The organism is Enterobacter cloacae complex sp. XAL002 (assembly GCF_049236805.1).
Lineage (GTDB): Bacteria > Pseudomonadota > Gammaproteobacteria > Enterobacterales > Enterobacteriaceae > Enterobacter > Enterobacter intestinihominis.
In genome coordinates, this window is the sequence record NZ_JBMKJN010000005.1 from 54,066 (window position 1) to 77,519 (window position 23,454).

The following is a 23,454-nucleotide window of genomic DNA, read 5'->3' on the forward strand; positions in this document are numbered from 1 at the left end:
GCTGAATGAGAATCTAATTGTCTATATCATGCCGCTTATACGCCGCCTGCTTCAAGGGGCGACGTACCGCGATGACCGGCTATAAGGATAGATGACGTGAAATTGAGATGGTTTGCTTTTTTGATTGTGTTGCTCGCTGGCTGTAGTTCAAAACATGATTATAAAAATCCCCCCTGGAATCCTGAAGTCCCGGTAAAGCGGGCCATGCAGTGGATGCCGATCAGCGAACAAGCCGGGAAGGCCTGGGGCGTGAGCCCGCGCCTGATCACCGCGATCATCGCCGTGGAGTCCGGCGGTAATCCGACGCTGGTGAGTAAATCGAATGCGGTGGGGCTGATGCAGTTAAAAGCCTCTACGGCGGGAAGAGAGGTCTATCGCTACATGGGCTGGAAGGGACAGCCATCCACCAGCGAGCTGAAAAACCCGGAACGTAATATCTCTATGGGAACCGCTTACCTGAGCATTCTGGAGCATGGCATTCTGAAGGGGATTGACGATCCGGAAGTGATGCAATATGCGCTGGTGGTGTCGTACGTTAACGGAGCTGGCGCGCTGCTCCGAACCTTCTCATCCGATCGTAAAGAGGCGATAGAAGAAATTAACGATATGGATAAAGATGAATTCTTCGAACACGTTGTGAAGAATCATCCGTCAGCACAGGCTCCACGTTATATCTGGAAAGTACAGAAAGCAATGGACGCCATGTAACGTCTTTGTCGGGCGGCAGCACGCTGCCCGACGCCTTTCAGCGCACTTTATTCGCGCGTTCCCGCGCTTCACGCTCCAGTGAAAAAATGATGCGCTGTAGTTCGCGCTCGGCGCCTGGCCCGACATTCAGAAAGCGAAAACTCAGTCGCGGCGTGGTAATGGTTTCGTTTTTGCCGTCCACCACCTTGCGCTCGCTGATGGCAATCAGCTGGGCGTCAAACCAGAAGCGTCCCCATCCGCCCATATCCAGCTCGATCTGACTAAAACGCATACCTTCCACCAGCCCTTCCGGCTTCGGCATATCCATCAACGCTCCCATGCCGCCCAGCGACAGGTCGAAGAGACGAAAGCGGATCTCTTTTTTGTCCGGCATTTTCGCCTTACAGAAGTAGGCCGGGTGAAGCGGGGCGCTGATGCGAAAATACTCGCGGCGCTGCACGAACCAGAGATTAGCGGGCAGGGGGGTGATAAACGCAGGCAAACCCTGGTACACGATCGTGGTCAGGCGAGGCAGTATAAACTCGACTTTAGCCCCCTGCGTTTCGGCCATCACCGAGAGGTTTTCTGCCTGTAGCGCGGCACGGTTTTCATCGCTCTGGCTACCCAGATCCACGATCAGGTGTTCTGCCGTCACGTCCAGGATCTTGCTGATAAACTGGCTGGTTGACCAGTTGATGCGCAGCGGCACCTCGCCCTTTTTCAGGTCGCGTAACACCCCTAATACAGCCAGCGGATTTTGTTTCAGGAACTGCTCACTGTAGCTACTCACGCCAGATGGCTCCTCGATAGATGACAGACTGTCTCTGGGTTATCGGCACGCTGGCATGAAACTTAATACAAACGATCTGTTTTTCTCCGCTGATATTGATTCGGTAATAAAAATGATAATAATTGTCGTTCCCAATATCATCTAATAATAAGACGACACTATGAGCACCTCACGTTTTGCGTTATGCGCGTTGGCAGGCGCCGTCACGCTGGCATTGCAGACACAGGCTTTCGCAGAAGAACCCACCATCGTGGTAACCGCTACAGAGCAGGGCAGCGCGCTCCCTGCCTGGACCAATAGCGCCACGAAATCAGCCGTCGCGGAAAGTAAAACGCCGCAGGTGATCAACACCATCGCCGCTAAAGAGATTGAGCAGCGGCACGCCAGTTCGGTAAACGAGATCCTGCGCTATGCGCCGGGCGTTTCCACGGAGGTTCGCGGGAGCACCTCTTACATGAGCGAGTACAAAATCCGCGGGTTCAACGTCGATCAGGAGTTCTACAACGGCCTGCAACTTCCCTATAACGTCACCGGGAACACCAAAGCGCGAATCGATCCGCTGCTGATTGAGAGCGTCGATATCCTGAAGGGGCCGTCATCCGTGCTGTATGGCGGCGGCTCCCCGGGTGGGCTGGTCAATATTCAGAGTAAAAAGCCGCAGAAAGAGGCGAAAACGGAACTGGGCTTTAATACCGGAAACCGCAATCTGAAAGAGGGGTACCTGGATTCCACGGGGCAGATCGCGAACAGCGACTGGAACTATCGTCTGCTGGGCAAAGCGACGGAAAGTGACGAACAGGCGCACACCACGCGCTATGAAAACTATCTGGTGGCCCCCTCCGTGACCTGGCAGCCGGATGACAAAACGCGCCTGACCATTGACGCGCTGGCGCAAAATACGCCGAGCCTGACGCCGTCTGATCCGATGCCGCTAAGCTATCTGCGGTCTAAATACGCCGATCGTCGTGACTATGCCGGGGATGAGTGGAGCGGCTTCAAACAGCGCCAGTGGATGCTGGGCTACAGCTTTGAACATGAGTTTGACAGTGGCTGGGGCTTTAACCAGAAAGCGCGCTACTTTGACGTGGATACCCACCAGCGCAGCGCCTATTCCACCGGGACGGGCAGCGAGGTCTACCAGCTTAACCGCTTCGCCTATACCACGGATGAAGATTTGCAGAGCTTCAACATTGATAATCAGGTTACCCGAACCGTCGCGCTGGGGGACTGGCAACATCATCTGCTGGCGGGCTTTGACTACCAGAAGCTGAACTCTCACTTCCATTATCGTTACGCCTCGTCCACACCGGGTATCGATATGCGCAATCCGGATCACTCGCAGATCGATAACGATGCGCTGGGGCTTGAAACAGCGCAGAAAAACCGTCTCGGCTATCAGCAGAATGGCTATTACCTTCAGGATCAGATTGCGTTTGGCGGGCTTAACGTGCTGGCCAGCCTGCGCTTTGACGACTACCGTTCCGTCACCACCAACTATCTGCAAAACGGTGACAAAGCCTGGGTATCGCAGGATCGCCTCACCAAACGACTGGGGGCGCTTTATGCCTTCGAAAATGGTCTCTCGCCGTTTATCAGCTATTCGGAAGGTTTCGCACCGGTATCGCCGCAGGGTACGCTGACCGCGAAAGACGTTAAGCCCACCACCAGTAAGCAGGTGGAGGGTGGGGTGAAATATCTGCTGGCGGAATATGCAACTACCTTCACCGCCTCGGTGTTTAACATTCGTCAGAAAAATGTAGTGACCAGCGATCCGGGCTTCCTCAACTACCGACAGACCGGGGAAGTGGAATCGAAAGGCGCGGAGCTTTCCGCTATTAGTCGTCCAACGGATAACCTGACGCTGATTGCCAATTATGCCTACACCCACGCCATCAATACCGAAGATGACAAGTACCAGGGCAAACGACCGACGCAGGTCCCTGAGAACGCCTTTAATCTGTGGGGAGATTACACCTTTGACAGCACGCCGCTGAGAGGGTTAACGCTGGGGGCTGGTGCACGCTACACCGGGCCGATGGAGATCTCGCCAGCCAATGATGCAGGCAAGCTGGGCGGTACGACGCAGTACGATCTGGCGGCATCTTACCGCATGGGCGAACTGGCGCCATCGCTGGAGGGGCTGACGCTGAAAGCGAGCGCGCAGAACGTCACCAACAAAGAGACGCTCACCTGCTATGACGCGACCAACTGCTGGATAGGCCGCGACCGCACCTTCCAGGTCGGGGCGAACTACAGCTTCTGAAAAAAGCCCGGTGGCGCTACCGCACTGAACAGTCCCCTCGCCCCTTTGGGGAGAGGGTTAGGGTGAGGGGCGCTACTGCGCCGCCTGTTTAGCAGGTGCAACATCATCGTTTGCCGCAGGCTGATTCTCCGGTACGCTGTCGCACGGCTTCTCTTTCGGGCAGACCATGTCCAGCATCCTGAGCGTCACACCGTTACTCCAGCCGAAACCGTCCTGCAACGGATACTCACCGCCGCCACCGCCGGTACCTGTCGAAGAGACATCGTACTTCTCAACCAGTTTCTTCTCGCGATCGTAGGTATGCTGAACGTTTTTCAGGAAACGCCAGGTCACGTCCATCGCCACTTTCTGCTGACCATAGTTCTGCAACCCTTCCACCGCTACCCACTGCAACGGCGCCCAGCCGTTCGGCGCATCCCACTGCTGACCGCTGTTGATGGTGGTGGTAGAAATACCGCCCGGTTTCAGCAGGCGCGACGATGCGGCTGCGGCCACTTTATCGGCGCGATCCTGTGATGCGGCCTTCACATACAGCGGGAAGAGGGCCGCGGCAGTCAGCTGATTACGCACCTTCCTGGTTTTCAGATCGTAATCCGCATACCAGCCCTCTTTATCGTTCCACAGGTGGCTCTCCATGGCTTTCTGACGTGCGGAGGCCAGCGCGTCATATTTACTTGCGCTTGCGGTATCCCCGTCTTCCTGGCTGGCACGGGCCAGCAGTTTTTCCATCTTAAACATCAGCGCATTCAGATCCACCGGCACGATGCTGGTGGTGCGGATGGTACCCAGCTTCTGGGGATCGTCCATCCAGCGGGAGCTGAAATCCCAGCCCGAGGCCGCGGCAGAGCGCAGATCACGGTAAATCTCGGTGGCCGGACGGTTAGGGTTATTTTTGGCGGTGGTCACGTCATCCAGCCACGACTCAGGGCGTGGCGTGTCCAGATCGTCCCAGTAGCGGTTGAGGAGGGAGCCGTCATCCAGCTTCACTACGCGTTTGTTTGCCTGACCAGGCTGGAGCCCATCAGCCCCCTCCATCCAGTAGGCATACTCCTTCTCCATCTGCGGACGGTATTTCTTCAACGCGTCGCTGTCATGCGTGGCCAACAGTTCCACCATCAAAGAAAAGAACGGCGGCTGAGAGCGGCTCAGGTAGTAACTGCGGTTACCGTTAGGGATATGGCCCCAGGTATCAAGCTCGTATGCGAAGTTGTCCACCATGTCGCCGATCTTATCCCAGTGGCCGCTCTCGGCCAGCCCCAGCATGGTGAAATAGCTGTCCCAGTAATAGACTTCGCGGAATCGTCCTCCCGGCACGACATAGGGTTTTGGCAGAGGCAGGAGGGAGTCCCATTTGTTCGCTTTGTCGGTGGTGCGGGTCAGCACAGGCCACAGATCGTCTATGTGTTCCCGCAGGCTCTGGCCCTCAGGGGGAACATATTTCTCACCCTCCTTCGGCAGGATAAAGTTCATCTCCACGAAGTGACGCAGGTCAAAACCGGACTGGGTATGCTGCATCCGGTAATCCGCCAGGATCATCAGCGGGTCGCTTTTGGGAACGGCATCCGCGAAGGTTTTCTGATCCGGGAACAGTTTGGCGCTCTGAACGTCATTAAAGAGGGGGCCAAGAAGAATATCAGGTGAGCTTTGCTGGCTCGTTGGCTGGTCTTCAGCATAACCAAATGCGGTAACACCGAGTAGTGCGCCTGCCAACGCAAGGGGTAAAAAAGCGGGGCGTCGTGCGCGAGGTCTTATCATCGGTTCGTCTCCTGTCTTCACTGAGCAGCGTGACCGCTGTTGTCAATTACCTGAAAACCTTAGACGAATATCGATAACTTCGCGTGTTGAATGTCCCATTTTTCGCATAACCAGATAATTCGGGTGCGCTTTCACTACACCAGGGTTGGATTACTTAATTTTTAACCACACCACGGAAAGGCCGGGTAAGCTTCACGCCACCCGGCTTAAGCCCTACAACCCTTTTTTATCCATCAGCACCGCCAAATCCACCAGACGGTTTGAGAAGCCCCACTCGTTGTCATACCACGACAGGATCTTCACCATATTCCCGCCAATCACCAGCGTTGAAAGCCCGTCGATAATGGATGAGCGCGGGTCGCCCTGATAATCACTGGAGACAAGCGGTTCATCGCTGTAGCCCAGGATGCCTTTCAGCGGCCCGCTACCGGCAGCCTGACGGAACGCGTCATTCACCTCTTCGGCGGTCACGTTGCGGCTCAGCGTCACCGTCAAATCGACAATCGACACCACTGGCACCGGCACGCGCAGGGAATACCCGGTGAGTTTACCGTCCAGTTCGGGGATCACTTTCCCGAGCGCTTTTGCCGCGCCGCTGGAATAAGGCACAATCGATAATGCTGCCGCACGCGCGCCGCGCAGATCTTTTTCTGGCTGGTCATGCAGCGCCTGGCTGTTGGTGTAGGCATGCGTGGTGTTCATCAGCCCGTGTTCAATGCCAAACTGCTGGTGCAGCACCTGCGCCGCTGGCGCCAGACCGTTAGTGGTGCAACTCCCGTTACTGACCACAAAATGCTGGGCCGGATCGTACAGCGTGTGGTTCACGCCCATTACCACCGTAAGATCATCATTTTTAGCGGGGGCGGAAATAATGACGCGTTTTGCGCCGCCGCTCGTGATATGCACCGCCGCTTTATCACGTTCGGTGAAGAAACCGGTGGCTTCGATTACCACCTCAACGTCAGCGTCTTTCCACGGAATGTTTGCCGGGTCGCGTTCACTGAATACGGTGATGCGTTGCCCGTCAACCTGTAGCGCGCCGTCCGCCGCTTCCACAGGTACCGGTAGCGTGCCGAGCAGAGAGTCATATTTCAGCAGATGGGCGAGGGTATTACTGTCCGTCAGATCGTTAATGGCCACAATCTTGAGATCCGGATTGCCCAGCGCCGCGCGCAGGACATTACGTCCGATACGGCCGAAACCGTTAATACCGACCTTAACCATGATGCACTCCTTATCTGTGTTGTCTGGAGTTACTGTAGGTGTCAGGTCGGTTGGCGTAAATGACAAAAAAGGATCAGATTACGCCATTCTGCGGCAGTGGAAGCGCTGGCGATATTCGCCCGGCGTGAGATGAAGCTGCTTTTCAAAAACGCGGCGCAGGTTGATGCTGGTCCCAAACCCGCTTTTTTCGGCAATGACCTCAAGCGGATACGGGGTCTGCTCCAGAAGCTGTCGTGCGGCGGCCAGGCGCGCTTCGGTGACATAACGGGCCGGAGGTACACCGACGTCACGCGTGAACACGCGGGTGAAATTGCGCGGACTCATGGCGACCCGTTCGGCCAGCCTTTCGACGCACAAATCTGCGGTGAGGTTTTGCAGGATCCAGCTTTGCAGTTCGCTAACCGGTCCGGTCGCGCCGGACTGCTCCAGATTATAGCGGCTGAACTGTAGCTGGCCGCCAGGCCGGCGCAGGTACATCACCATATCCTGCGCCACGTTGCGGGCGAGGGTGAAGCCGTAATCATCCTCCACCAGCGCCAGCGTCAGATCAAACCCGGAACTGACGCCGCCGGACGTCCAGACGGGACCATCCTGAACATAGAGCGGGCCGCCCTCAACGTTGACCGCAGGATAGCGGGTTTTCAACGTTTCCAGAAGCCGCCAGTGGGTCGTTGCCCGGCGCCCATCGAGAAGTCCGGCCTGTGCCAGCAGCAGGGCCCCGCCGCAGACAGAGGCGACGCGTCGCGCATGCGGCGCGGCCAGGTGCAGCCAGTCCACCACCGCAGTGCTTTCCTGCTCATTCATGCCACGGCCGGTGATGATAATCGTGTCCAGCGGCTCGCGCGGATCCAGCTCCGGCAGGCGATAGTCCGCCAGCAGATTTAAGCCGGACTGGCCATGGATCACCAGGTGAGGCTGGGTAGTGGCAATAATGATGCGGTAGCGGGGCTGCGCCAGACCGTCCGGGTGCAGACGGTTGGCCTGCATCAGAATGTCGGCTATACCGGCGGCTTCAAACAACATGCCACCATCAGGAACAATTATCAGGATCTTCTTCATGTCCTGAAAAGTACCTTTCTTACAATATAAGTCAAGTGGAGGACGTTGACAGTTACCGAGCACGGTTATGGTCAACCCCGATGCCGGCAACGGCACATATTTTGATACCCACTTAACCTGTTTTTACCGCTCGGCCTGTAAGCTATGGTGCGGGAAAGCAAAGAACTCATAACAAATTTTCATCATGTTTGTAATAAATCGTCGGAGTGGTGGAAAGCAAGCAATAGTGTAGTGACGGTAAAATGCCAAATGAAGTTCGCCTGTCGAAAGCAGCGTCTTTATTCATTACCTGGAAAGGGTGGGTTATATTTTGAGCAATGCTTTGGCGAGCAAGAGTGTAGTCAGGCTTAATTATTCATACGGCCCAGACGAAAGAAAATTATCTTAAGAAGGGGGGAGAGCATAAAGTTAATTTGCGGCGTGAAATTAATTTTTTCATCCTTACTGTGTTTTCTTAATTTGATGGGACATCGTCCTGAGTATTGACGATTTGCTATCGATACAACAAATAATTCGTGTGAGATATATTCATATGCAACTGAAAAATTCTCCGTTCTACTAATTATGGTAGTGGCAGAAATAGTGGTATTACGTTAGTGATAATGGTTCTCTTTTGGGTTTTTTTGTCTTTAAATCAGTTAATTGCGCGATTTCTCTATTTTTCAGATTAATCTCAGAGTGAGGCGAATGCCTCATGAATCAGCAGTAGCGAAAAAGGAAATATTGAAAAGGCGATAAGCTCATGTAAACTTGTTTACCGTTTGTCAAAATATGTCAGGATTACGCTGGGCCTTATTCTCGAAGGCTCGTGCGGTAGCTATGCCCAAATAATAGTAACGCCCCGGAAAAACCTGACTATTTTTAACAATAGCACCTAAGTCAAATTTTATCCCCTCTCTTCATCCTCTAAATATCGCTACGGAAAAGCATATGAAACTGCGTGTATTGTTATCACTTCTGTTTGTTATGGCGGTGGCGGGCTGTAAGGCGCCGCAAAAACCAGCGATCACCGATGATACGATTGTGACCAGCCAGGTTAATGGCATCACGCTGACGCACCGTCACGCTGTTACCCCTCCGGCGGAGTTCACTCAGGTGAATGAACCGTATCGTGCTATGTACCCGGCATCCCTGATGAGCCGTCCTGACTACGGTGGAAAAGTGATCCGTACGCTTGAGACCGGAAAAACTTACGTCGTGCTGGGGCAGGTTGAACATTTCTGGATGGCGCTGGCCGATGAAGGGAGTGAACAGCTGATTGGTTACGTGCCGATGCGTGCCGTGATCAAGGCCGACCAGTACGAAGCCACCGTGCGTAAACAGGCACTGCGCCCTAAAGCGCGCAAGAAAACCACCTGTGTTGATGTCGATGGCAACAGCAAAGCCTGCAAAGACAGCGCGAACGGTACCTGGATCCTGAACTAAACGGGTTTCACGAGCATATTTTTATGAATAATAAAAATTTCCATCGGATGTGGTTCCCTTTTTTTGCGTTGATTCTCGCGCTGATCGGTGGTTGTACGTCGTCTTCACACAGCGACCCCTCCCGCTACAATCTTCAGTTTCAGGCTCATCCTCAAATCAATGATTCTGCACCGCTTAAGGTCAGAGTATTGCTGCTGAAATCCGATGCGGATTTCATGTCCAGCGACTTCTACTCCTTACAGAACAACGCGTCAGCCACGCTTGGCGCGAATCTGCTGAACAGCGATGTGTTCTTCCTGATGCCGGGCCAGCTTTCGAAAACCCTGAGCGGTCAAAGCTCACCGGAAGCGCGCTATATCGGCGTAATGGCGGAATACCAGGCACTGGACGGCAAAAAATGGCGCGTCTCACTTCCTTTGCCTGTTCCAGGCGAAAACGCGATTTACCAGTTCTGGAAATGGTCCGCAGATGAACTCCAGGCCAGCGTCTTCCTTGACGTAAATGGTATCCGGGTCATCAACCAGTAACGCCCTTCATTACAGGAAAGAGATCATCATGACGAAAGCAGAAAAGGTCGTCTGGACCGAGGGCATGTTCCTGCGTCCCCACCATTTTCAGCGGACAGAAAGTTACCTCCTCAACCACGTTCGTGAGTGGGGGGCCTTGCAGCGTTCGTATCTCTGGGGCTTTCTCGACCTTGAGCTGGATGAAGCGATGCTTCGCCAGGGCTGTATTGCCCTGAGCTACTGTAGCGGTTTGCTCCCTGACGGCACCTTTTTCCAGGTGCGCAGCGACCGCAACGGTCCGGCCCCGCTAAAAATCCCCGATAATCTTACCAATGAAAAGGTGGTGCTTGCGCTGCCGGTTCGTCGCGGTGGACGTGAAGAGGTGATTTTCAGCGAGGAGCACTCTTCTCTGGCGCGTTTTATTACGTTTGAACAAGAGGTAGAAGACGACAACGCCATGTCGGTCGGGGAAGCGACGGTTCAGTTTGGCCGCCTGCGTCTGACCCTGATGCTGGAGAAAGATCTGACGGCAGAATGGACCGCCATCGGCGTGGCGTGCGTCGCTGAAAAGCGCAACGACAACCACGTGCGGCTGGATAACAGCTACATCCCGCCAATGCTGAACGCCAATAACAGCCCGCAGCTGTACGGCATGATCAATGACCTGCACGGCTTGCTGGTGCAGCGTAGCCAGCAGATCGGCGGCCGCCTGCGCCAGCCGGGGCGTTTCAATACGTCCGAGATGGTTGAGTTCACGCTTCTTTCGCTGATCAATCGCCACCTTGGCGACATCTCACATTTAAAAACGCTGCCGCTGCTTCACCCTGAAGCGCTCTGGCGAAGCTGGCTGCCGTTTGCCACGGAACTCGCCACCTGGACGCCGCAGCGTACCGCAGAGAGCGTACTGCCGGTATACGACCATGACGATCTCGCCCTTTGCTTCGGCAAACTGATGCTGATGCTGCGTCAGGGGCTGTCGCTGGTCATGGAAGATCATGCCATCCAGCTGCCGCTGCACGAACGCTCTCACGGTCTTAACATCGCCACCGTGCCGGAGACCAGCATGGTCCGCGAATTTGGCTTCGTGCTGGCGGTAAAAGCCAATGTCCCCGGCGAACACCTGCAAACCCATTTCCCTGCCCAGATGAAGGTTGCGCCAGTCTCGAAAATTCGCGATCTGGTTCAGCTCCAGCTGCCGGGCATCATGCTTCGGGCAATGCCCGTCGCGCCGCCGCAGATCCCGTGGCATGCAGGCTACAGCTATTTCGAGCTCGAGAGGGGCAGCGAACTGTGGCACGAGATGGACAAGTCTGGGGCATTCGCGCTGCATCTCGCAGGGGAATTCCCGGGTCTCGATATGGAGTTCTGGGCCATCCGTAGCCCGACAGAATAATAAAGCGAGCGCTTAATATGCAGGAACGACAGGATACCGGCAGTGATGCCCTGTTTACCGGAGCCAGTGGGAACAATCAGCTGGTGGCGGCCGCCAATCCGCTGCTCAATGCGATTCCGCAAATCCGTCATTCGGTTTCCCACGACGATCAGGTCGGGCTGCGCCAGCGCCTGATTGACGAAATTCGCCGTTTCGAGGTGCGATGCCAGCAGGCGGGCTTACCATATGAAGTGATTGTCGGCGCGCGCTACTGCCTCTGCACGGCGCTGGACGAAGCCGCCGCTCTGACCCCCTGGGGAAGCAGCGGCGTCTGGTCAAGCAATGGTCTGCTGGTGACGTTTCATAACGAAACCTGGGGTGGCGAGAAGTTTTTCCAGCTGCTGGCACGTCTTTCGCAGAATCCGCGCGAACACATTCTGCTGCTGGAGATGATCAACTACTGTCTGCTGCTCGGCTTTGAAGGCCGCTACCGCGTGCTGGACAATGGCCGGACCCAGCTTGAAACCATCAAACAGCGCCTGTGGCAGATGATCCGTGGCGTTCGCGGCAGCTACCCGCCGCCGCTCTCGCCGCACCCGGAAGATCGCCCCGTTCTGCGCAAGCTCTGGCGGCCGATGATTCCACTCTGGGCGTGCGTGGCGCTGGTCGGCTTTATCGCCTGCCTGTTCTATATCGTGCTGAACTGGCGTCTCGGTGATAACACCAGCCCGGTGCTGGCGAAAATTTACCAGTCCCAACTGCCGGAAACCACGATCCGGCAACCTGCACGTCAGCTACCGGCGGTACTGAACCTGCGCGGCTTCCTGAAACCGGAAATTGATGCCGGTCTGGTGGCCGTTAAGGATGAGGCGGATCGCAGCGTGGTGATCCTGAAAGGGGACGGACTCTTTGCCTCGGCCTCAACGGTGGTGCGCGATCGCTATGAGCCGGTCATCGACCGCATCGCCCAGGCGATGAATAACGTCAGCGGCAAAATTCTGGTGGTGGGGTACAGCGACAACGTGCCGATCCGCAGCGCACGCTTCGCCTCTAACTATGAACTCTCGCTTGAGCGCGCCCGTTCGGTGCAAAAACAGCTCCAGGGTAGCCTCTCGCAGCCTGAGCGCGTCAAAGCCGAAGGGCGGGGCGAGATCAACCCGGTAGCGCCTAACACGACGCCTGAAAATCGCGCCCGTAACCGCCGCGTGGAGATTACGCTGCTGGTATCGCCTGACAATACCCAGGCCGAGCTGAACGGATTGCCGCAAGGAAACTAAGGATGCTGACTACTCTACTTTCTATACTGACCAATCGCATTCTGTGGAGCTTCCTGGGCGTAACGGCGCTCGCGGCGGTCATCTGGATGATTGGCCCGCTGTTGTCCATCGTGGACACCCGGCCCCTTGAATCAGAGCAGAACCGCGTCATCAGCATTGCGGTGGTCTACCTGATTTGGGCCCAGAGCCACATTCTGCCGCGGCTGTATAACGCCTGGCTGAACCGTAAGCTGATGGACAAGCTTAACGAAAATACCACCAGCCCGGAGGCGGCCGATCCGCAGAAACGTCTGAACAGCGAGGAGCAGATCCTTGCCGGGCGTTTCGATGAAGCCGCCCAGATGCTGAAAAAAGCCCACTTCAGCAAAGCGGGACATGGCGCGCAGTGGACGCAGCGCTTCAGTACGCAGTACCTCTATCAGCTGCCGTGGTACGTCATTATTGGCGCGCCGGGTTCAGGTAAAACCACCGCGCTGGCCAACTCCGGGCTGCAATTCCCACTGGCGGACCGCTTCGGTAAAACCGCGCTGCGCGGCATTGGCGGCACGCGTAACTGTGACTGGTGGTTTACCAACGAGGCGGTTCTGCTGGATACCGCGGGGCGCTACACCACTCAGGAGAGCGAGCAGGTTCAGGACGCCGGGGAGTGGCTGGAATTTATCAACCTGCTGCGTAAATACCGCCGTCGCCAGCCCATCAACGGCGTGATTATCACCATCAGCATTTCCGACCTGCTTTCGCAGTCCGCTGAGGCCTCCCGCCAGCAGGCGGTCAACCTGCGCCAGCGTCTCTCCGAGCTGCATGAACAGCTGGGTATTCGCTTCCCGGTGTATGTGATGGTGACCAAAGCGGATCTGCTTAAAGGCTTCCGCGCCTGGTTTGCGGATTACGACAAAGCCCAGCGCGATCAGATCTGGGGCTTTACGCTGCCGTGGGAGCAGACCAAACACGCCGATTACGACCTGATGGGCAACTTCCAGCAGGAATTTTCCCTGCTGCAACAGCGTCTGGATGCTGGCCTGCCGGAAACCATGCTTAAAGAGCATGACGCCAAAACCCGTGCGGAAGCCTATCTCTTCCCGCAGGAGTTCGCCGCGCTGCGTCCGCTGCTGGCAGACTACCTGAGCACGGTCTTTGCCCGCTCAAACTTCGAAACCGAATTTTCGCCGCGCGGCATCTACTTTGCCAGCGGCACCCAGGAAGGGATGCCGTTTGACCGCGTGATGGGCGAGCTGAACCGCGCGCTCTCCTTACCTGAAGGGGAGGAAAGCACGCGCTGGGATTCGGTAAGCAAAGAGGCGCCGATCCCGGGCGCGAAGGGCCAAAGCTTCTTCATTAAAAATCTGCTGCAAAACGTGATTTTCCAGGAAGCGGGCATCGCCGGGGAAAACCGCTGGTGGGAGCTGCGCAACCGCGCCGTGATGTGGTCCGGCTACGCGGCGCTGCTGGCCCTGCTGGTGATCCTGGGTGGTCTGTGGCTGACCAGCTACGCCAAAAATAAAGCTTATCTGGAAGAGGTAGATGCAAAAGTGCCGATGCTGGAGCAGCAGAGCAAGGCGCTGCAAAACCAGCCCCAGCGCGATCTGTTTGCGCTTCTGCCGCTGCTTAACAGCCTGGTGGATCTGCCGAAAAGCGATGCCTTCGACGTTAACAACCCGCCGGTTTCCCGCCGCATGGGGCTTTATCGCGGGGATGACGTCAGCGATGCCTCGCAGTCTCTGTATCAGAAGGCGCTGGATCAGATGCTGCTGCCTGCCGTGGCGATGCACATTACCACCTGGCTGCGCAACGACAACGGCAGCGACGTGGAGTACAGCTATGAGGCGCTGAAAGCCTATCAGATGCTCTACCAGCCTAAGCATTATGACGGTAAATTCCTGCACTCGTGGGTGATGCTCAACCTGCAACGCAACCTGCCGCAGAACGTGACGCAGGCGCAGCTTCAGGAGCTGGAATGGCACCTGACGCAGCTGCTGGAGCCAAAAATTCAGGCTTCACCGTATGCGCAGGATGAGGATCTGGTGGCCCGTGAAAGGGCGCTGATCAACCAGCAGCCGCTCTCAACACGTGTATATGGCCGCCTGAAACGTCTGCTGGAGCATGATGAGAACCTGAAGCCGGTTTCGCTTTCTGATCTCGGCGGCCCGCAGAGCGAGCTGGTGTTTTCGCGCAAAAGCGGCAAGCCGGTGAGTGAGGGCGTACCGGGCCTCTACACGCCGGACGGCTACTGGAAAAGCTTCAACGACCAGATCGACAGCGTGACCACTGCCCTGCACGAGGACGATGCCTGGGTACTGGGAGCGACCACTGCCCAGGAAGATAAACAGCAGATCGACAACGCCGTGCGTCAGCTCTACATGCGCGACTTTATCGTTAACTGGGATCGCTTTCTCGCTGATATTCAGCTCAACAACAGCGCCGATCTTTCCCAGCGTATCAACACCGCGCGCCTGCTTTCAGGCACCAATTCGCCGCTGCGCCGTCTGGTACTTAACCTGAGCAAGGTGCTGACCCTGTCGCGCACTGCGCCTGCGCCGGAAGATGCGCAGAAAGCGGAAGACCAAAGCAACCGCGCCACCCGCACGCTGGAAGCGCTGTTCAGCAACGGTGACAATGCCCCGACGCAGGGCGCGGTTGTGACGCAGGCGCCTGAGCAACTGGTGACCGACCACTATGCGCCGATGATTGAGCTGGCGCAGCCGCTGGAGAAGGGCGGTAAGACCATCGTCTTTGATGATTTTCTTAAGCAGGTTGACGAGCTTTATCGCTACCTGACCGCCGTTCAGGATGCAGCCAACAGCGGTATGCCTGCGCCGGGCGGCGATGCAATTAGCCGCCTGCAAGCCAGCGCGGGACGTCTGCCGGGCGGGCTGCAAACCATGTTCAGCAATATGGCCGTCGGCGCCAGCAGCGACACTCAGCGTCGCGATCTGGAGAACGTGCGTAAGCGCATTAACGTGGAAGTGGGTGGGTTCTGCCGTCAGGCGATTGCCGGGCGTTATCCGCTGGTGCGCAGCGCCAGCACTGAGGTGACGCCGGACGATCTCGCCCGCATGTTCGCGCCGGGCACCGGACTGATGGACACCTTTTTCCGCGACAACCTGACCAACAAGGTGGACACCACCCAGGCGAACTGGCGCTTTATGCCAGGCATCGACGGTAAAACGCTGCCGGGCAGTGAAGGGCTGCTGCGTCCGTTCCAGCAGGCGCAGTCTGTCCGCGATGCCTTCTTCGCAAACGGCGCGACCACGCCATCCTTCAAGGTGACGGTGCGCACCGTGCGTATGGACAATACCATTCTGAACCTGACGCTGGACGTGGACGGCCAACTGCTGCGCTACAGCCACGGTCCGCAGGCGGTGCAGATCATGACCTGGCCGGGGCCGGGCGGGACGAACCAGGTGCGTATGCAGCTCGGTCTTGCCAATGGCAGCACCGCAACGCTGGTGACCAACGGTTCCTGGGCGCTCAACCGCTTTTTCGACAAGGCGCGCACCAGCCCTGGCGCGGGTAGCCTGAGCCGTCAGGCCACCTTCAACGTCGACGGACATCAGGTCACGCTGGAGTTTGCCCCGAACAGCATCCGTAACCCGTTCCAGCTTCCCCGTTTCTCATGCCCATAACCGCAAGGACAGCCGTATGACGAATACCCCTGCGATGAACCGTTATAGCTGGTATGGCAAATTACCCAGCGCCGGAGATTTTTTGCAGCGTCGCTTTCCGGATACCCTGCAACGCCAGTGGTCGCACTGGTTTCAGGTCGGCCTGCTGGCCTGGCAACAGGAAGAGCAGCGCAGCGGCGAGCGCCCGTTTTCTAAAGCCCCGGTGTGGAACTTTGTCGTCCCGCCGATGCTTGGTAGCCAGATGATTCAAATGGGCTGCCTGCTGCCGGGCCGTGACAGCGTAGGCCGCCACTATCCGGTATGCCTGCAACTGAGTTTCACCCCGACCGAGTGGTCATCCCGTCTGCTCGGGCAGGCTGAAAGCTGGTACCAGCAGCTTGGCCGTCTGGGGCTGCACGCGGTGCGTAACAGCTATTCTGCCTCCCAGCTGGATGAAATGCTGATGACCATCCCGGCGCCCCAGCCGGTTGAGCCGCAAAAGCGTTCCGACATTCTCGACGTGATTGGCTATGACGACGAGGGTCAGAGCACGCTGGGCTGGCCGCAGGCGGCGGAGTGTTTTGATCCGCTGCGCCAGACCAGCTATTGGTGGACAAACCGCTGCGACGGCTATCCGCTTTACACCCACGTCCACAGCGGAAACTTCACCGGGCAGCTCTTTACGCTGCTGTTCGATCCGGCAGGCGGCGCCCGTCCGGGCCGCCACGGTCTTTACCCGCCTATGTTTGAATAAGCAGGGATCTTATGAATATCGATGAATTTCTCGCGCCGATAAGCCCCGATAACCCCTGCGGTGAAAACCTGGAGTACGACGCTGATTTCCAGGCCATGGGGCAGGCCAGTCAGGGCAAAGCCGAACAGCAGTTTGGCGACACCATCATTCCGGCAGAGCCTGCCGACTGGAACACGGTGGAAAGACTCGCCACCAGCCTGCTGGGCCGCACCAAAGATCTTCGCGTCATGCTGGCGTTAACCCATGCCTGGACGCGTCGTCGCGGGCTGGCAGGTTACGCCGACGGGCTACTGCTGGTGCAGGAAGCCCTCTCCCGTTACTGGGAGCAACTTTACCCGCTGCTGGAAGAGTATGGCGAAACCGATCCGTTCTACCGCATTAACGCCCTCGCCGGGCTGAGCGATAAATCTGACCTGACGGTCGCGGTGCGTAACGCCTCACTGCTCCGCTCTAACGGCGATGAGATTTCGCTCCGTGACGCCCAGGCGCTGCTTGACGGCAGTAAAACAGAGTGTCCGGATTATCCGGGCGGTCGTCCACGACTGATCGATGAGCTGGCCCGGGGCGATCAGCCCGGCACCGAAGCGGTAATCGTGATCAACGAACGCCTGCTCGCCATCCGCGAACTGCTTACCGGCTATCTCGGGGAAAGTGGCGTACCGGAGATGGAACAGCTGCTGAAAACCGTCGGGCAGGTTTCGAGCGCCTGTCAGGTGACCGATATCAGCAAGCTGCTGCCGAACCGTGACGCGCAGGCTGAGCAGCACGCCGAGCCGCAGCCGGTGACCGCGTCGCCCGTTCAGCAGGTGACGGACTGGCGCAGCGTGCAGGTGACCAGCCGCGCCGACGCGCAGCTGATGCTGGAAAAAGCGAAACAGTATTTTGCGCAGTACGAACCCAGCCACCCCGCACCGTTGATGATTGAACGGGTGCAGCGGCTGTCTGAACTCAACTTTATGGACATTATTCGCGACCTGGCGCCAGACGGCGTTAACCAACTGGAAAACATCTTTGGACGCCGCGAATGACGCGTCCTGGCATTATGACGACAGGCATGGAGTCTGCCGTTTCACCTTCACCGCGCATCTTTGATGGAGAACATCATGGCAATGAGTAACAGTGGACAGAAATTCATCGCACGCAACCGTGCTCCCCGCGTGCAGATCGAATATGACGTAGAGATCTACGGCGCAGAACGCAAAATTCAGCTGCCGTTTGTGATGGGCGTTATGGCCGATCTGGTTGGCAAGCCGGTGGAAAACCTGCCAGCCGTCGACGAGCGTAAGTTCCTTGAAATCGACATCGACAACTTCGACGAACGCATGAAGGCGCTGAAGCCGCGCGTGGCGTTCCAGGTGGATAACACCCTGACCGGCGAAGGTAAGCTCAACGTCGATCTGACCTTTGACAGTATGGACGACTTCCTGCCGGACGCGGTAGCCCGCAAAGTAGAGCCGCTGAACAAGCTGCTGGAAGCGCGCACCCAGCTCTCTAACCTGCTGACCTACATGGACGGCAAAAACGGCGCGGAAGAGCTGATTGCAAAAATCCTTCAGGATCCGACGCTGCTCAAATCCCTGAGCCAGATGCCAAAAAATGACGAAAGTGCGAAAGGTAGCGAGGAATAATCGATGAGCAACCAGACTCAACAACACGATCAGCAGGCGGGCCAGGCCTTCAGCCAGGACGAGTTCAGCGCGCTGCTGAATAAAGAGTTCCGCCCGAAAACCGATCAGGCGCGCTCTGCCGTAGAAAGCGCGGTAAAAACCCTGGCGCAGCAGGCGCTGGAAAACACCGTGACCTTCTCAAACGATACCTACCGCACCATTCAGAACCTGATTGCCGGTATTGACGAGCAGCTTTCACAGCAGGTGAACCAGATCATTCACCACGAGGAGTTCCAGAAGCTGGAGAGCGCCTGGCGCGGGCTGAGCTATCTGGTGAACAACACCGAAACCGACGAGATGCTGAAGATCCGCTTTATGAGCATCTCCAAGCAGGAGCTGGGCCGCACCCTGAAGCGCTACAAGGGCGTGGGCTGGGACCAGAGCCCGATCTTCAAAAAAATCTACGAGCAGGAGTACGGCCAGTTCGGTGGCGAGCCGTTTGGCTGCATCGTAGGCGACTACTACTTCGACCACAGCCCGCAGGACGTTGAGCTGCTGGGCGAGATGGCGCGCATCGGCTCTGCGGCCCACTGTCCGTTCATTACCGGCACCGCGCCGGGCGTGATGCAGATGGAGTCCTGGCAGGAGCTGGCTAACCCGCGCGACCTGACAAAAATCTTTCAGAACACCGAATACGCCGCCTGGCGTTCACTGCGTGAATCGGAAGATGCCCGTTATCTGGGCCTGGTCATGCCGCGCTTCCTGTCGCGTCTGCCGTACGGCATTCGCACCAATCCGGTCGACAGCTTTGACTTTGAAGAGCAGACCGACGGTGCGAACCACAACAGCTACTCCTGGGCGAACGCGGCTTACGCGATGGCCGCCAACATCAACCGTTCCTTCAAAGAGTACGGCTGGTGCACCTCGATTCGCGGCGTGGAGTCCGGCGGGGCGGTGGAAAACCTGCCGTGCCACACCTTCCCGAGCGATGACGGCGGCGTGGACATGAAATGCCCGACCGAGATCGCCATCAGCGATCGTCGTGAAGCCGAGCTGGCGAAAAACGGCTTTATGCCGCTGGTTCACCGCAAAAACTCCGACTTCGCCGCCTTCATCGGCGCGCAGTCCCTGCAAAAACCGGCCGAGTATCACGACCCGGATGCCACCGCTAACGCGCGTCTGGCCTCCCGTCTGCCTTACCTGTTCGCCTGCTGTCGTTTTGCTCACTACCTGAAGTGCATCGTGCGCGACAAAATCGGCTCCTTCCGCGAGCGCGAAGAGATGGAACGCTGGCTGAACGACTGGGTGATGAACTACGTGGACGGCGACCCGGCTAACTCCTCCCAGGAAACTAAGTCCCGCAAACCGCTGGCGGCTGCGGAAGTGCAGGTGCAGGAAATTGAAGACAACCCGGGCTACTACGCCGCGAAGTTCTTCCTGCGTCCACACTACCAGCTGGAAGGCCTGACCGTTTCCCTGCGTCTGGTATCTAAACTGCCGTCGCTGAAGACGAAGGACGCGTAATGATGATTGCCGGCCCGAAGGGGCCGGCAATTTGAGCGGAAGAGCTTAGCTTGTTTCTGTCAGTGAATAAGGATAGACGGTGAAACATATACTTTTGATCGCGACCAGTTTGCTGGCAGTTTCTACTCTCGCAAGCGCGGACGCAGGAAATTACAAATACCCTCAAGCGGAAGCATTGCCTCAGGATGACACATCAAACTTCCAACGCGATCCGAGGCTGTTAACAGGGTACGATTTAAATCTGAGTGCAGAGCGTTTTGCTAAAGCCTGGCTGTCGAAAACGAATGAACGTGAACGCATTAAGGCAAATATGTATCTTCTCGGCGTAGTCGACGCGTCTGAGGGCACTGCATGGTGCAAGGGCAGGCCTTTTTTGCCAAATACAATACATGAGTTTCTCTATTCTCGTTTTGCGGACTTATCGAAACAGCAAGGCGAGGAACGCGCTTCAAAAATCATCATTGACGGCATGAAAGAATTACGCCCGTGCAAAAAAGGAGAGTGACAGATGAGACCATTATACGAACAACTTAAACGTCAGCATCACTCTTCAAATCACACACGCGCGGGTTTTGCCTCGGGTGAACAGGTTTTTTCAGAAATTGGCTACGATTATTCGACGATTATCAAGCAACAACCGGCATACGAAAATACCTGTGCGGTAAGAATGAGCCTGGCATTGTTAAAATGCAATGTTGAATTTACAGGGCGTTTACCCATAAAGACCGGTCCCTATAAGGGAAAAACAATCGAGCCTGGCGCAAAATTACTTGCCGATCAGCTTTATAAATCCCATGTGTTTGGCAAGGCAGAAATCTTTAAAGACCGCGAGGCTGGTGCACGCTCAATGTTGGGCCGAAAAGGTGTTGTTTTCTTCAATAAAATTGATGGGTATGGGGGTGGTCATATCGACCTTATCGAGCCTCTGAGTAATAATTCGTTTATATGTAACTCCGATTGCTTTCCGTACTGTCAGGAAATCTGGTTTTGGGAATTAAAATAATTATATTCAGGTTTCTAAAGGCCGCATTTCTTTTGCTCACTTGCTTATCTTTTTCTGCTCGCGGTGACAACCCTTACGTTGATTTTTATCAGCAGCAAACATACCGGCAGGTGGTAAAAGATTTGGTCCTGGCGCGCTGCCTTGCGCAGGTTGCAGATAAAGGCAGTCAATTTTCTGCTGATGCGGCCCGCAGTGCGAGTGCATTTATTGAGTGGATGCCGTTTGATGCTGAAAACGGTACTGACAAAGTTAACGCCATTATTGGGAAGTATAAAAACCAAATTAATGGTTTCCACTCGGAGCGCAAACCTGATGTAAAAGGCGTAACCTTAAATTGTCTACGTCTTTATCATAGCGACGAACTGAATAAACTGGTTCCGCAGCTCATCATTGGCGATCCTGATCGTACCTGGATTCAGGATAATCCGCCGTAGTAAAAGACTTCACATTCTTTCCGTTCATTCAGGGGGAATGTAAGACTGTCAAATGACACGGGTCGTTTGATATGAGGCAGAGGTAAAATATGGACGGTTTTATTCAGCCCCATGCTTTCCTGTTTGCCATATAAGGGCTTTTTCGAAAGCAATATTGTTCATCCACGAAGAGTAGATATTATGGCTATTGATATGTTTCTGAAGGTCGAGGGTGTTACGGGCGAATCTAAAGATTCTAACCACACCGGCTGGACTGATATTACCTCCTTCTCCTGGGGCGCGTCCCAGCCGGGTAATATGAGCGTTGGTGGCGGCGGCGGTGCCGGTAAGGTTAACTTTAACGATCTGCACGTTAACGCTCTGATCGACAAATCCACTACAGCAATCCTGAAACACTGCGCAAGCGGTAAGCACCTGACCAAAGTTGAACTGTCCGTCTGCAAAGCGGGTGGTCAGCAGGTTGAATATACCCGCATCACCCTGGAAGACGTTCTCGTGACTTCCGTTCAGTACACCGGTGCCGACAACGGCGATACCGTTGGCGTGACCTATGCATTCCAGGCTGCGAAAGTGAAACAGCAGTACTGGGAGCAGACCACTGCCGGTGGTAAAGGTGCTGAAAGCAGCGCTGGCTGGAACATCAAAGAGAACAAAGAAGCGTAATTGCCCGTATGGCCGGGGAGTTTTCCCCGGTCATTATTTACAGAGACTTAATTTCGTTTGCAAAGGGATGTCAATATGAGTGTAAAATCAACGGTTGCTCCTGGTTATTGTGTTGTTCAGCAGGCTGGTACGTTAGATTTCCAGGCAAGACTACTGTTCAATAAACCAGACAGTGAAGCGGCACGTTATTTTATGCAAGTGAACAGGGACACACGGTGGTTAAAACCCGGGCAAATATTGATCCTTAATGCTCCGGGTGCTGAAAATGCAGTTCAGCTAAAACAATTACAAAATGCAAAGCAAAAGGTTAATGGAGCATTGGCAGAACTGAATACAGATGAAGCTAATTTCTTTAACAAGCATTTTAGTACCATCGCAGCATTAACTAATTTTATGGATAAATCTCTCGGGGTGGTTGCTGATGCAGGTGAAAGGTACTTTAGCGAAATAGAAAAGAAATTAAAAGCTATCGAACTGGCTTATCAAAATCAATACAGAACGCAAGGCACATTGATCGGGCAGCAGTTTTTTGTTGAGAGGCAAAAACTTTTTTCTGAGCTGGACGTTTTATTAAATAAGCTGTCCAGACTAACGCTGAAACTGAAACCTTATGAAGAAATCAAGCACGCTTTAGGTTTATCAAGCAGGTCAATTGTCCACGAATGGAGTACTGCGGGTGTTGCCTCAATACGAGGGTATTCAACATATGTAGACAATGCATCAAAAGCTGCCCGTTTTCTGAAAATGGGAGGATGGCTTGCTATCGGCTTCGCTGGAGCAAACACAACCAATGAAGTTTACGATGCCTGTACAGTAGGTAGAGAGCAGAGTTGTTCCAAAGTCGCCGTTAAGAAGTACAGTCAATTTGGCGCCAGTCTTGCGGGCGGGATTTATGGCGGAAAATATGGTGCCATGGCTGGGGCTGGCGTATGTGTTGCATTGGGCGTGGCAACAGGTGGTGTAGGGTTGCTCGCGTGTTCTGTGGTAGGCGCCGCTGCGGGTGGATACATTGGTGGCGAAGTTGCCGGTGGAGCAACTGAATATGTCATGGATAAACTATGGTGAATGTAGAAAATATTCTTTTATTTCTGATCGTTGTTTTATTTTTACTTGTCGTAATTATGGACTTCATCAGTTCTCTTTATTTTAAAAAACACGAGGCCGAATATAATCAGCTTCTTTCAGAATATCGCCAAAAAGGCTACGATCTCGATCTGGTGACAAATTACGCATCTTTTTTTGGCTCGCTGGCGAACTATCAAAAAATAATCTGGTTTGTTCGTCTTCGCAAAGGCGTGAAGATGAAATTTACCAAAGACAGAAATGTTCAGGATGATGCCTATAAATTCGTTCAGGCTTTACCGGAAGAGAGAATCGGCTGGATATTAAAACTGCATCGACGCTATAAAGTTCAGGCCTTACTTTTTACGCTATGGCTGCTTATCGGCATTATTTTCCTGAATGTAGTCAAATAGCTTTAATCAGCCCTTAACCCCCAAACCCCGCCGT

21 protein-coding genes are annotated in these 23,454 nt (G+C 55.3%); 17 read left to right on the plus strand and 4 right to left on the minus strand.

Annotated features, from left to right (window positions below; all coding sequences use genetic code 11):
- The first annotated feature begins 96 nt into the window (after nucleotides 1-96).
- On the plus strand, nucleotides 97-708 hold the full coding sequence (gene emtA, locus ACOT0L_RS06150) for a membrane-bound lytic murein transglycosylase EmtA (RefSeq protein WP_022648424.1): 612 nt from the start codon (nucleotides 97-99) through the stop codon (nucleotides 706-708).
- Between the two features lie 37 nt (nucleotides 709-745).
- On the opposite strand, the gene ycgR is transcribed toward emtA, so the two are convergent.
- Entirely contained in the window at nucleotides 746-1,477 is a 732-nt protein-coding gene (gene ycgR / locus ACOT0L_RS06155; protein WP_022648423.1) for a flagellar brake protein YcgR, read from the minus strand.
- Between the two features lie 160 nt (nucleotides 1,478-1,637).
- On the opposite strand from ycgR, the gene ACOT0L_RS06160 reads away from it, so the two are divergent.
- Nucleotides 1,638-3,740 carry a TonB-dependent siderophore receptor gene (locus ACOT0L_RS06160; RefSeq protein ID WP_126291725.1) on the plus strand — a complete coding sequence of 701 codons (2,103 nt, stop codon included), beginning with the start codon at nucleotides 1,638-1,640 and terminating at the stop codon, nucleotides 3,738-3,740.
- A 72-nt stretch (nucleotides 3,741-3,812) separates the two neighbouring features.
- On the opposite strand, the gene ACOT0L_RS06165 is transcribed toward ACOT0L_RS06160, so the two are convergent.
- From ACOT0L_RS06165 to ACOT0L_RS06175, 3 genes are all read right to left on the minus strand, one after another.
- Nucleotides 3,813-5,495, minus strand: a complete 1,683-nt coding sequence (locus tag ACOT0L_RS06165; RefSeq protein ID WP_126502895.1) for an alpha,alpha-trehalase — start codon at nucleotides 5,493-5,495, stop codon at nucleotides 3,813-3,815.
- A gap of 213 nt (nucleotides 5,496-5,708) precedes the next feature.
- A complete protein-coding gene (gap, locus tag ACOT0L_RS06170) occupies nucleotides 5,709-6,719 on the minus strand; it encodes a type I glyceraldehyde-3-phosphate dehydrogenase (protein WP_126502894.1) in 1,011 nt (336 codons plus the stop codon).
- A 78-nt stretch (nucleotides 6,720-6,797) separates the two neighbouring features.
- Complete coding sequence (locus ACOT0L_RS06175; protein ID WP_023300337.1) at nucleotides 6,798-7,778, minus strand: GlxA family transcriptional regulator; 981 nt, start codon at nucleotides 7,776-7,778, stop codon at nucleotides 6,798-6,800.
- Nucleotides 7,779-8,708: 930 nt separating this feature from the next.
- Here ACOT0L_RS06175 and ACOT0L_RS06180 point away from each other — a divergent pair.
- The 15 genes from ACOT0L_RS06180 (at nucleotide 8,709) to ACOT0L_RS06250 (ending at nucleotide 23,420) form a co-directional block, all read left to right on the plus strand.
- Nucleotides 8,709-9,203, plus strand: coding sequence for a hypothetical protein (locus ACOT0L_RS06180; RefSeq protein WP_006810964.1), 495 nt, complete (start codon nucleotides 8,709-8,711; stop codon nucleotides 9,201-9,203).
- Nucleotides 9,204-9,226: 23 nt separating this feature from the next.
- Nucleotides 9,227-9,730 (plus strand): type VI secretion system lipoprotein TssJ, encoded by a 504-nt coding sequence (gene tssJ / locus ACOT0L_RS06185; protein ID WP_023306460.1) that lies wholly within the window; start codon nucleotides 9,227-9,229, stop codon nucleotides 9,728-9,730.
- A gap of 28 nt (nucleotides 9,731-9,758) precedes the next feature.
- Nucleotides 9,759-11,102 (plus strand): type VI secretion system baseplate subunit TssK, encoded by a 1,344-nt coding sequence (gene tssK, locus ACOT0L_RS06190; RefSeq protein WP_022648417.1) that lies wholly within the window; start codon nucleotides 9,759-9,761, stop codon nucleotides 11,100-11,102.
- A gap of 17 nt (nucleotides 11,103-11,119) precedes the next feature.
- Complete coding sequence (locus ACOT0L_RS06195; RefSeq protein WP_022648416.1) at nucleotides 11,120-12,358, plus strand: DotU family type VI secretion system protein; 1,239 nt, start codon at nucleotides 11,120-11,122, stop codon at nucleotides 12,356-12,358.
- Between the two features lie 2 nt (nucleotides 12,359-12,360).
- Nucleotides 12,361-15,981 carry a type VI secretion system membrane subunit TssM gene (gene tssM / locus ACOT0L_RS06200; protein ID WP_023306458.1) on the plus strand — a complete coding sequence of 1,207 codons (3,621 nt, stop codon included), beginning with the start codon at nucleotides 12,361-12,363 and terminating at the stop codon, nucleotides 15,979-15,981.
- Between the two features lie 16 nt (nucleotides 15,982-15,997).
- Entirely contained in the window at nucleotides 15,998-16,714 is a 717-nt protein-coding gene (gene tagF, locus ACOT0L_RS06205) for a type VI secretion system-associated protein TagF (RefSeq protein WP_045308303.1), read from the plus strand.
- A gap of 11 nt (nucleotides 16,715-16,725) precedes the next feature.
- Complete coding sequence (tssA, locus tag ACOT0L_RS06210) at nucleotides 16,726-17,742, plus strand: type VI secretion system protein TssA (RefSeq protein ID WP_023306457.1); 1,017 nt, start codon at nucleotides 16,726-16,728, stop codon at nucleotides 17,740-17,742.
- Nucleotides 17,743-17,817: 75 nt separating this feature from the next.
- Nucleotides 17,818-18,342 carry a type VI secretion system contractile sheath small subunit gene (gene tssB / locus ACOT0L_RS06215; RefSeq protein ID WP_022648413.1) on the plus strand — a complete coding sequence of 175 codons (525 nt, stop codon included), beginning with the start codon at nucleotides 17,818-17,820 and terminating at the stop codon, nucleotides 18,340-18,342.
- Nucleotides 18,343-18,345: 3 nt separating this feature from the next.
- Nucleotides 18,346-19,845, plus strand: coding sequence for a type VI secretion system contractile sheath large subunit (tssC, locus tag ACOT0L_RS06220; protein WP_006810956.1), 1,500 nt, complete (start codon nucleotides 18,346-18,348; stop codon nucleotides 19,843-19,845).
- 79 nt (nucleotides 19,846-19,924) lie between these two features.
- Nucleotides 19,925-20,350, plus strand: coding sequence for a Rap1a/Tai family immunity protein (locus ACOT0L_RS06225; protein WP_126502893.1), 426 nt, complete (start codon nucleotides 19,925-19,927; stop codon nucleotides 20,348-20,350).
- A 3-nt stretch (nucleotides 20,351-20,353) separates the two neighbouring features.
- Nucleotides 20,354-20,848 (plus strand): T6SS effector amidase Tae4 family protein, encoded by a 495-nt coding sequence (locus tag ACOT0L_RS06230; RefSeq protein ID WP_058646894.1) that lies wholly within the window; start codon nucleotides 20,354-20,356, stop codon nucleotides 20,846-20,848.
- Nucleotides 20,833-21,282, plus strand: a complete 450-nt coding sequence (locus ACOT0L_RS06235) for a T6SS amidase immunity protein Tai4 family protein (RefSeq protein WP_063148589.1) — start codon at nucleotides 20,833-20,835, stop codon at nucleotides 21,280-21,282. Before ACOT0L_RS06230 ends, ACOT0L_RS06235 begins: the two co-directional genes overlap by 16 nt.
- A gap of 180 nt (nucleotides 21,283-21,462) precedes the next feature.
- Complete coding sequence (locus tag ACOT0L_RS06240; protein ID WP_014884229.1) at nucleotides 21,463-21,945, plus strand: Hcp family type VI secretion system effector; 483 nt, start codon at nucleotides 21,463-21,465, stop codon at nucleotides 21,943-21,945.
- A gap of 75 nt (nucleotides 21,946-22,020) precedes the next feature.
- A complete protein-coding gene (locus tag ACOT0L_RS06245; protein ID WP_015570333.1) occupies nucleotides 22,021-23,010 on the plus strand; it encodes a hypothetical protein in 990 nt (329 codons plus the stop codon).
- On the plus strand, nucleotides 23,004-23,420 hold the full coding sequence (locus ACOT0L_RS06250; RefSeq protein ID WP_063148591.1) for a hypothetical protein: 417 nt from the start codon (nucleotides 23,004-23,006) through the stop codon (nucleotides 23,418-23,420). Before ACOT0L_RS06245 ends, ACOT0L_RS06250 begins: the two co-directional genes overlap by 7 nt.
- Nucleotides 23,421-23,454: the final 34 nt, after the last annotated feature.

What these genes read in the sequence shown, in the direction of transcription:
- tssA (WP_023306457.1), top strand. Translation starts at nt 16,726, where the DNA reads ATGAATATCGATGAATTTCTCGCGCCGATAAGCCCCGATAACCCCTGC.
- tagF (WP_045308303.1), top strand. Translation starts at nt 15,998, where the DNA reads ATGACGAATACCCCTGCGATGAACCGTTATAGCTGGTATGGCAAATTA.
- tssJ (WP_023306460.1), top strand. Translation starts at nt 9,227, where the DNA reads ATGAATAATAAAAATTTCCATCGGATGTGGTTCCCTTTTTTTGCGTTG.
- ACOT0L_RS06240 (WP_014884229.1), top strand. Translation starts at nt 21,463, where the DNA reads ATGGCTATTGATATGTTTCTGAAGGTCGAGGGTGTTACGGGCGAATCT.
- ACOT0L_RS06195 (WP_022648416.1), top strand. Translation starts at nt 11,120, where the DNA reads ATGCAGGAACGACAGGATACCGGCAGTGATGCCCTGTTTACCGGAGCC.
- tssK (WP_022648417.1), top strand. Translation starts at nt 9,759, where the DNA reads ATGACGAAAGCAGAAAAGGTCGTCTGGACCGAGGGCATGTTCCTGCGT.
- ACOT0L_RS06245 (WP_015570333.1), top strand. Translation starts at nt 22,021, where the DNA reads ATGAGTGTAAAATCAACGGTTGCTCCTGGTTATTGTGTTGTTCAGCAG.
- ACOT0L_RS06230 (WP_058646894.1), top strand. Translation starts at nt 20,354, where the DNA reads ATGAGACCATTATACGAACAACTTAAACGTCAGCATCACTCTTCAAAT.
- tssM (WP_023306458.1), top strand. Translation starts at nt 12,361, where the DNA reads ATGCTGACTACTCTACTTTCTATACTGACCAATCGCATTCTGTGGAGC.
- ACOT0L_RS06165 (WP_126502895.1), bottom strand. Translation starts at nt 5,495, where the DNA reads ATGATAAGACCTCGCGCACGACGCCCCGCTTTTTTACCCCTTGCGTTG.
- ACOT0L_RS06250 (WP_063148591.1), top strand. Translation starts at nt 23,004, where the DNA reads ATGGTGAATGTAGAAAATATTCTTTTATTTCTGATCGTTGTTTTATTT.
- ACOT0L_RS06180 (WP_006810964.1), top strand. Translation starts at nt 8,709, where the DNA reads ATGAAACTGCGTGTATTGTTATCACTTCTGTTTGTTATGGCGGTGGCG.
- ACOT0L_RS06160 (WP_126291725.1), top strand. Translation starts at nt 1,638, where the DNA reads ATGAGCACCTCACGTTTTGCGTTATGCGCGTTGGCAGGCGCCGTCACG.
- gap (WP_126502894.1), bottom strand. Translation starts at nt 6,719, where the DNA reads ATGGTTAAGGTCGGTATTAACGGTTTCGGCCGTATCGGACGTAATGTC.
- tssC (WP_006810956.1), top strand. Translation starts at nt 18,346, where the DNA reads ATGAGCAACCAGACTCAACAACACGATCAGCAGGCGGGCCAGGCCTTC.
- ACOT0L_RS06175 (WP_023300337.1), bottom strand. Translation starts at nt 7,778, where the DNA reads ATGAAGAAGATCCTGATAATTGTTCCTGATGGTGGCATGTTGTTTGAA.
- tssB (WP_022648413.1), top strand. Translation starts at nt 17,818, where the DNA reads ATGGCAATGAGTAACAGTGGACAGAAATTCATCGCACGCAACCGTGCT.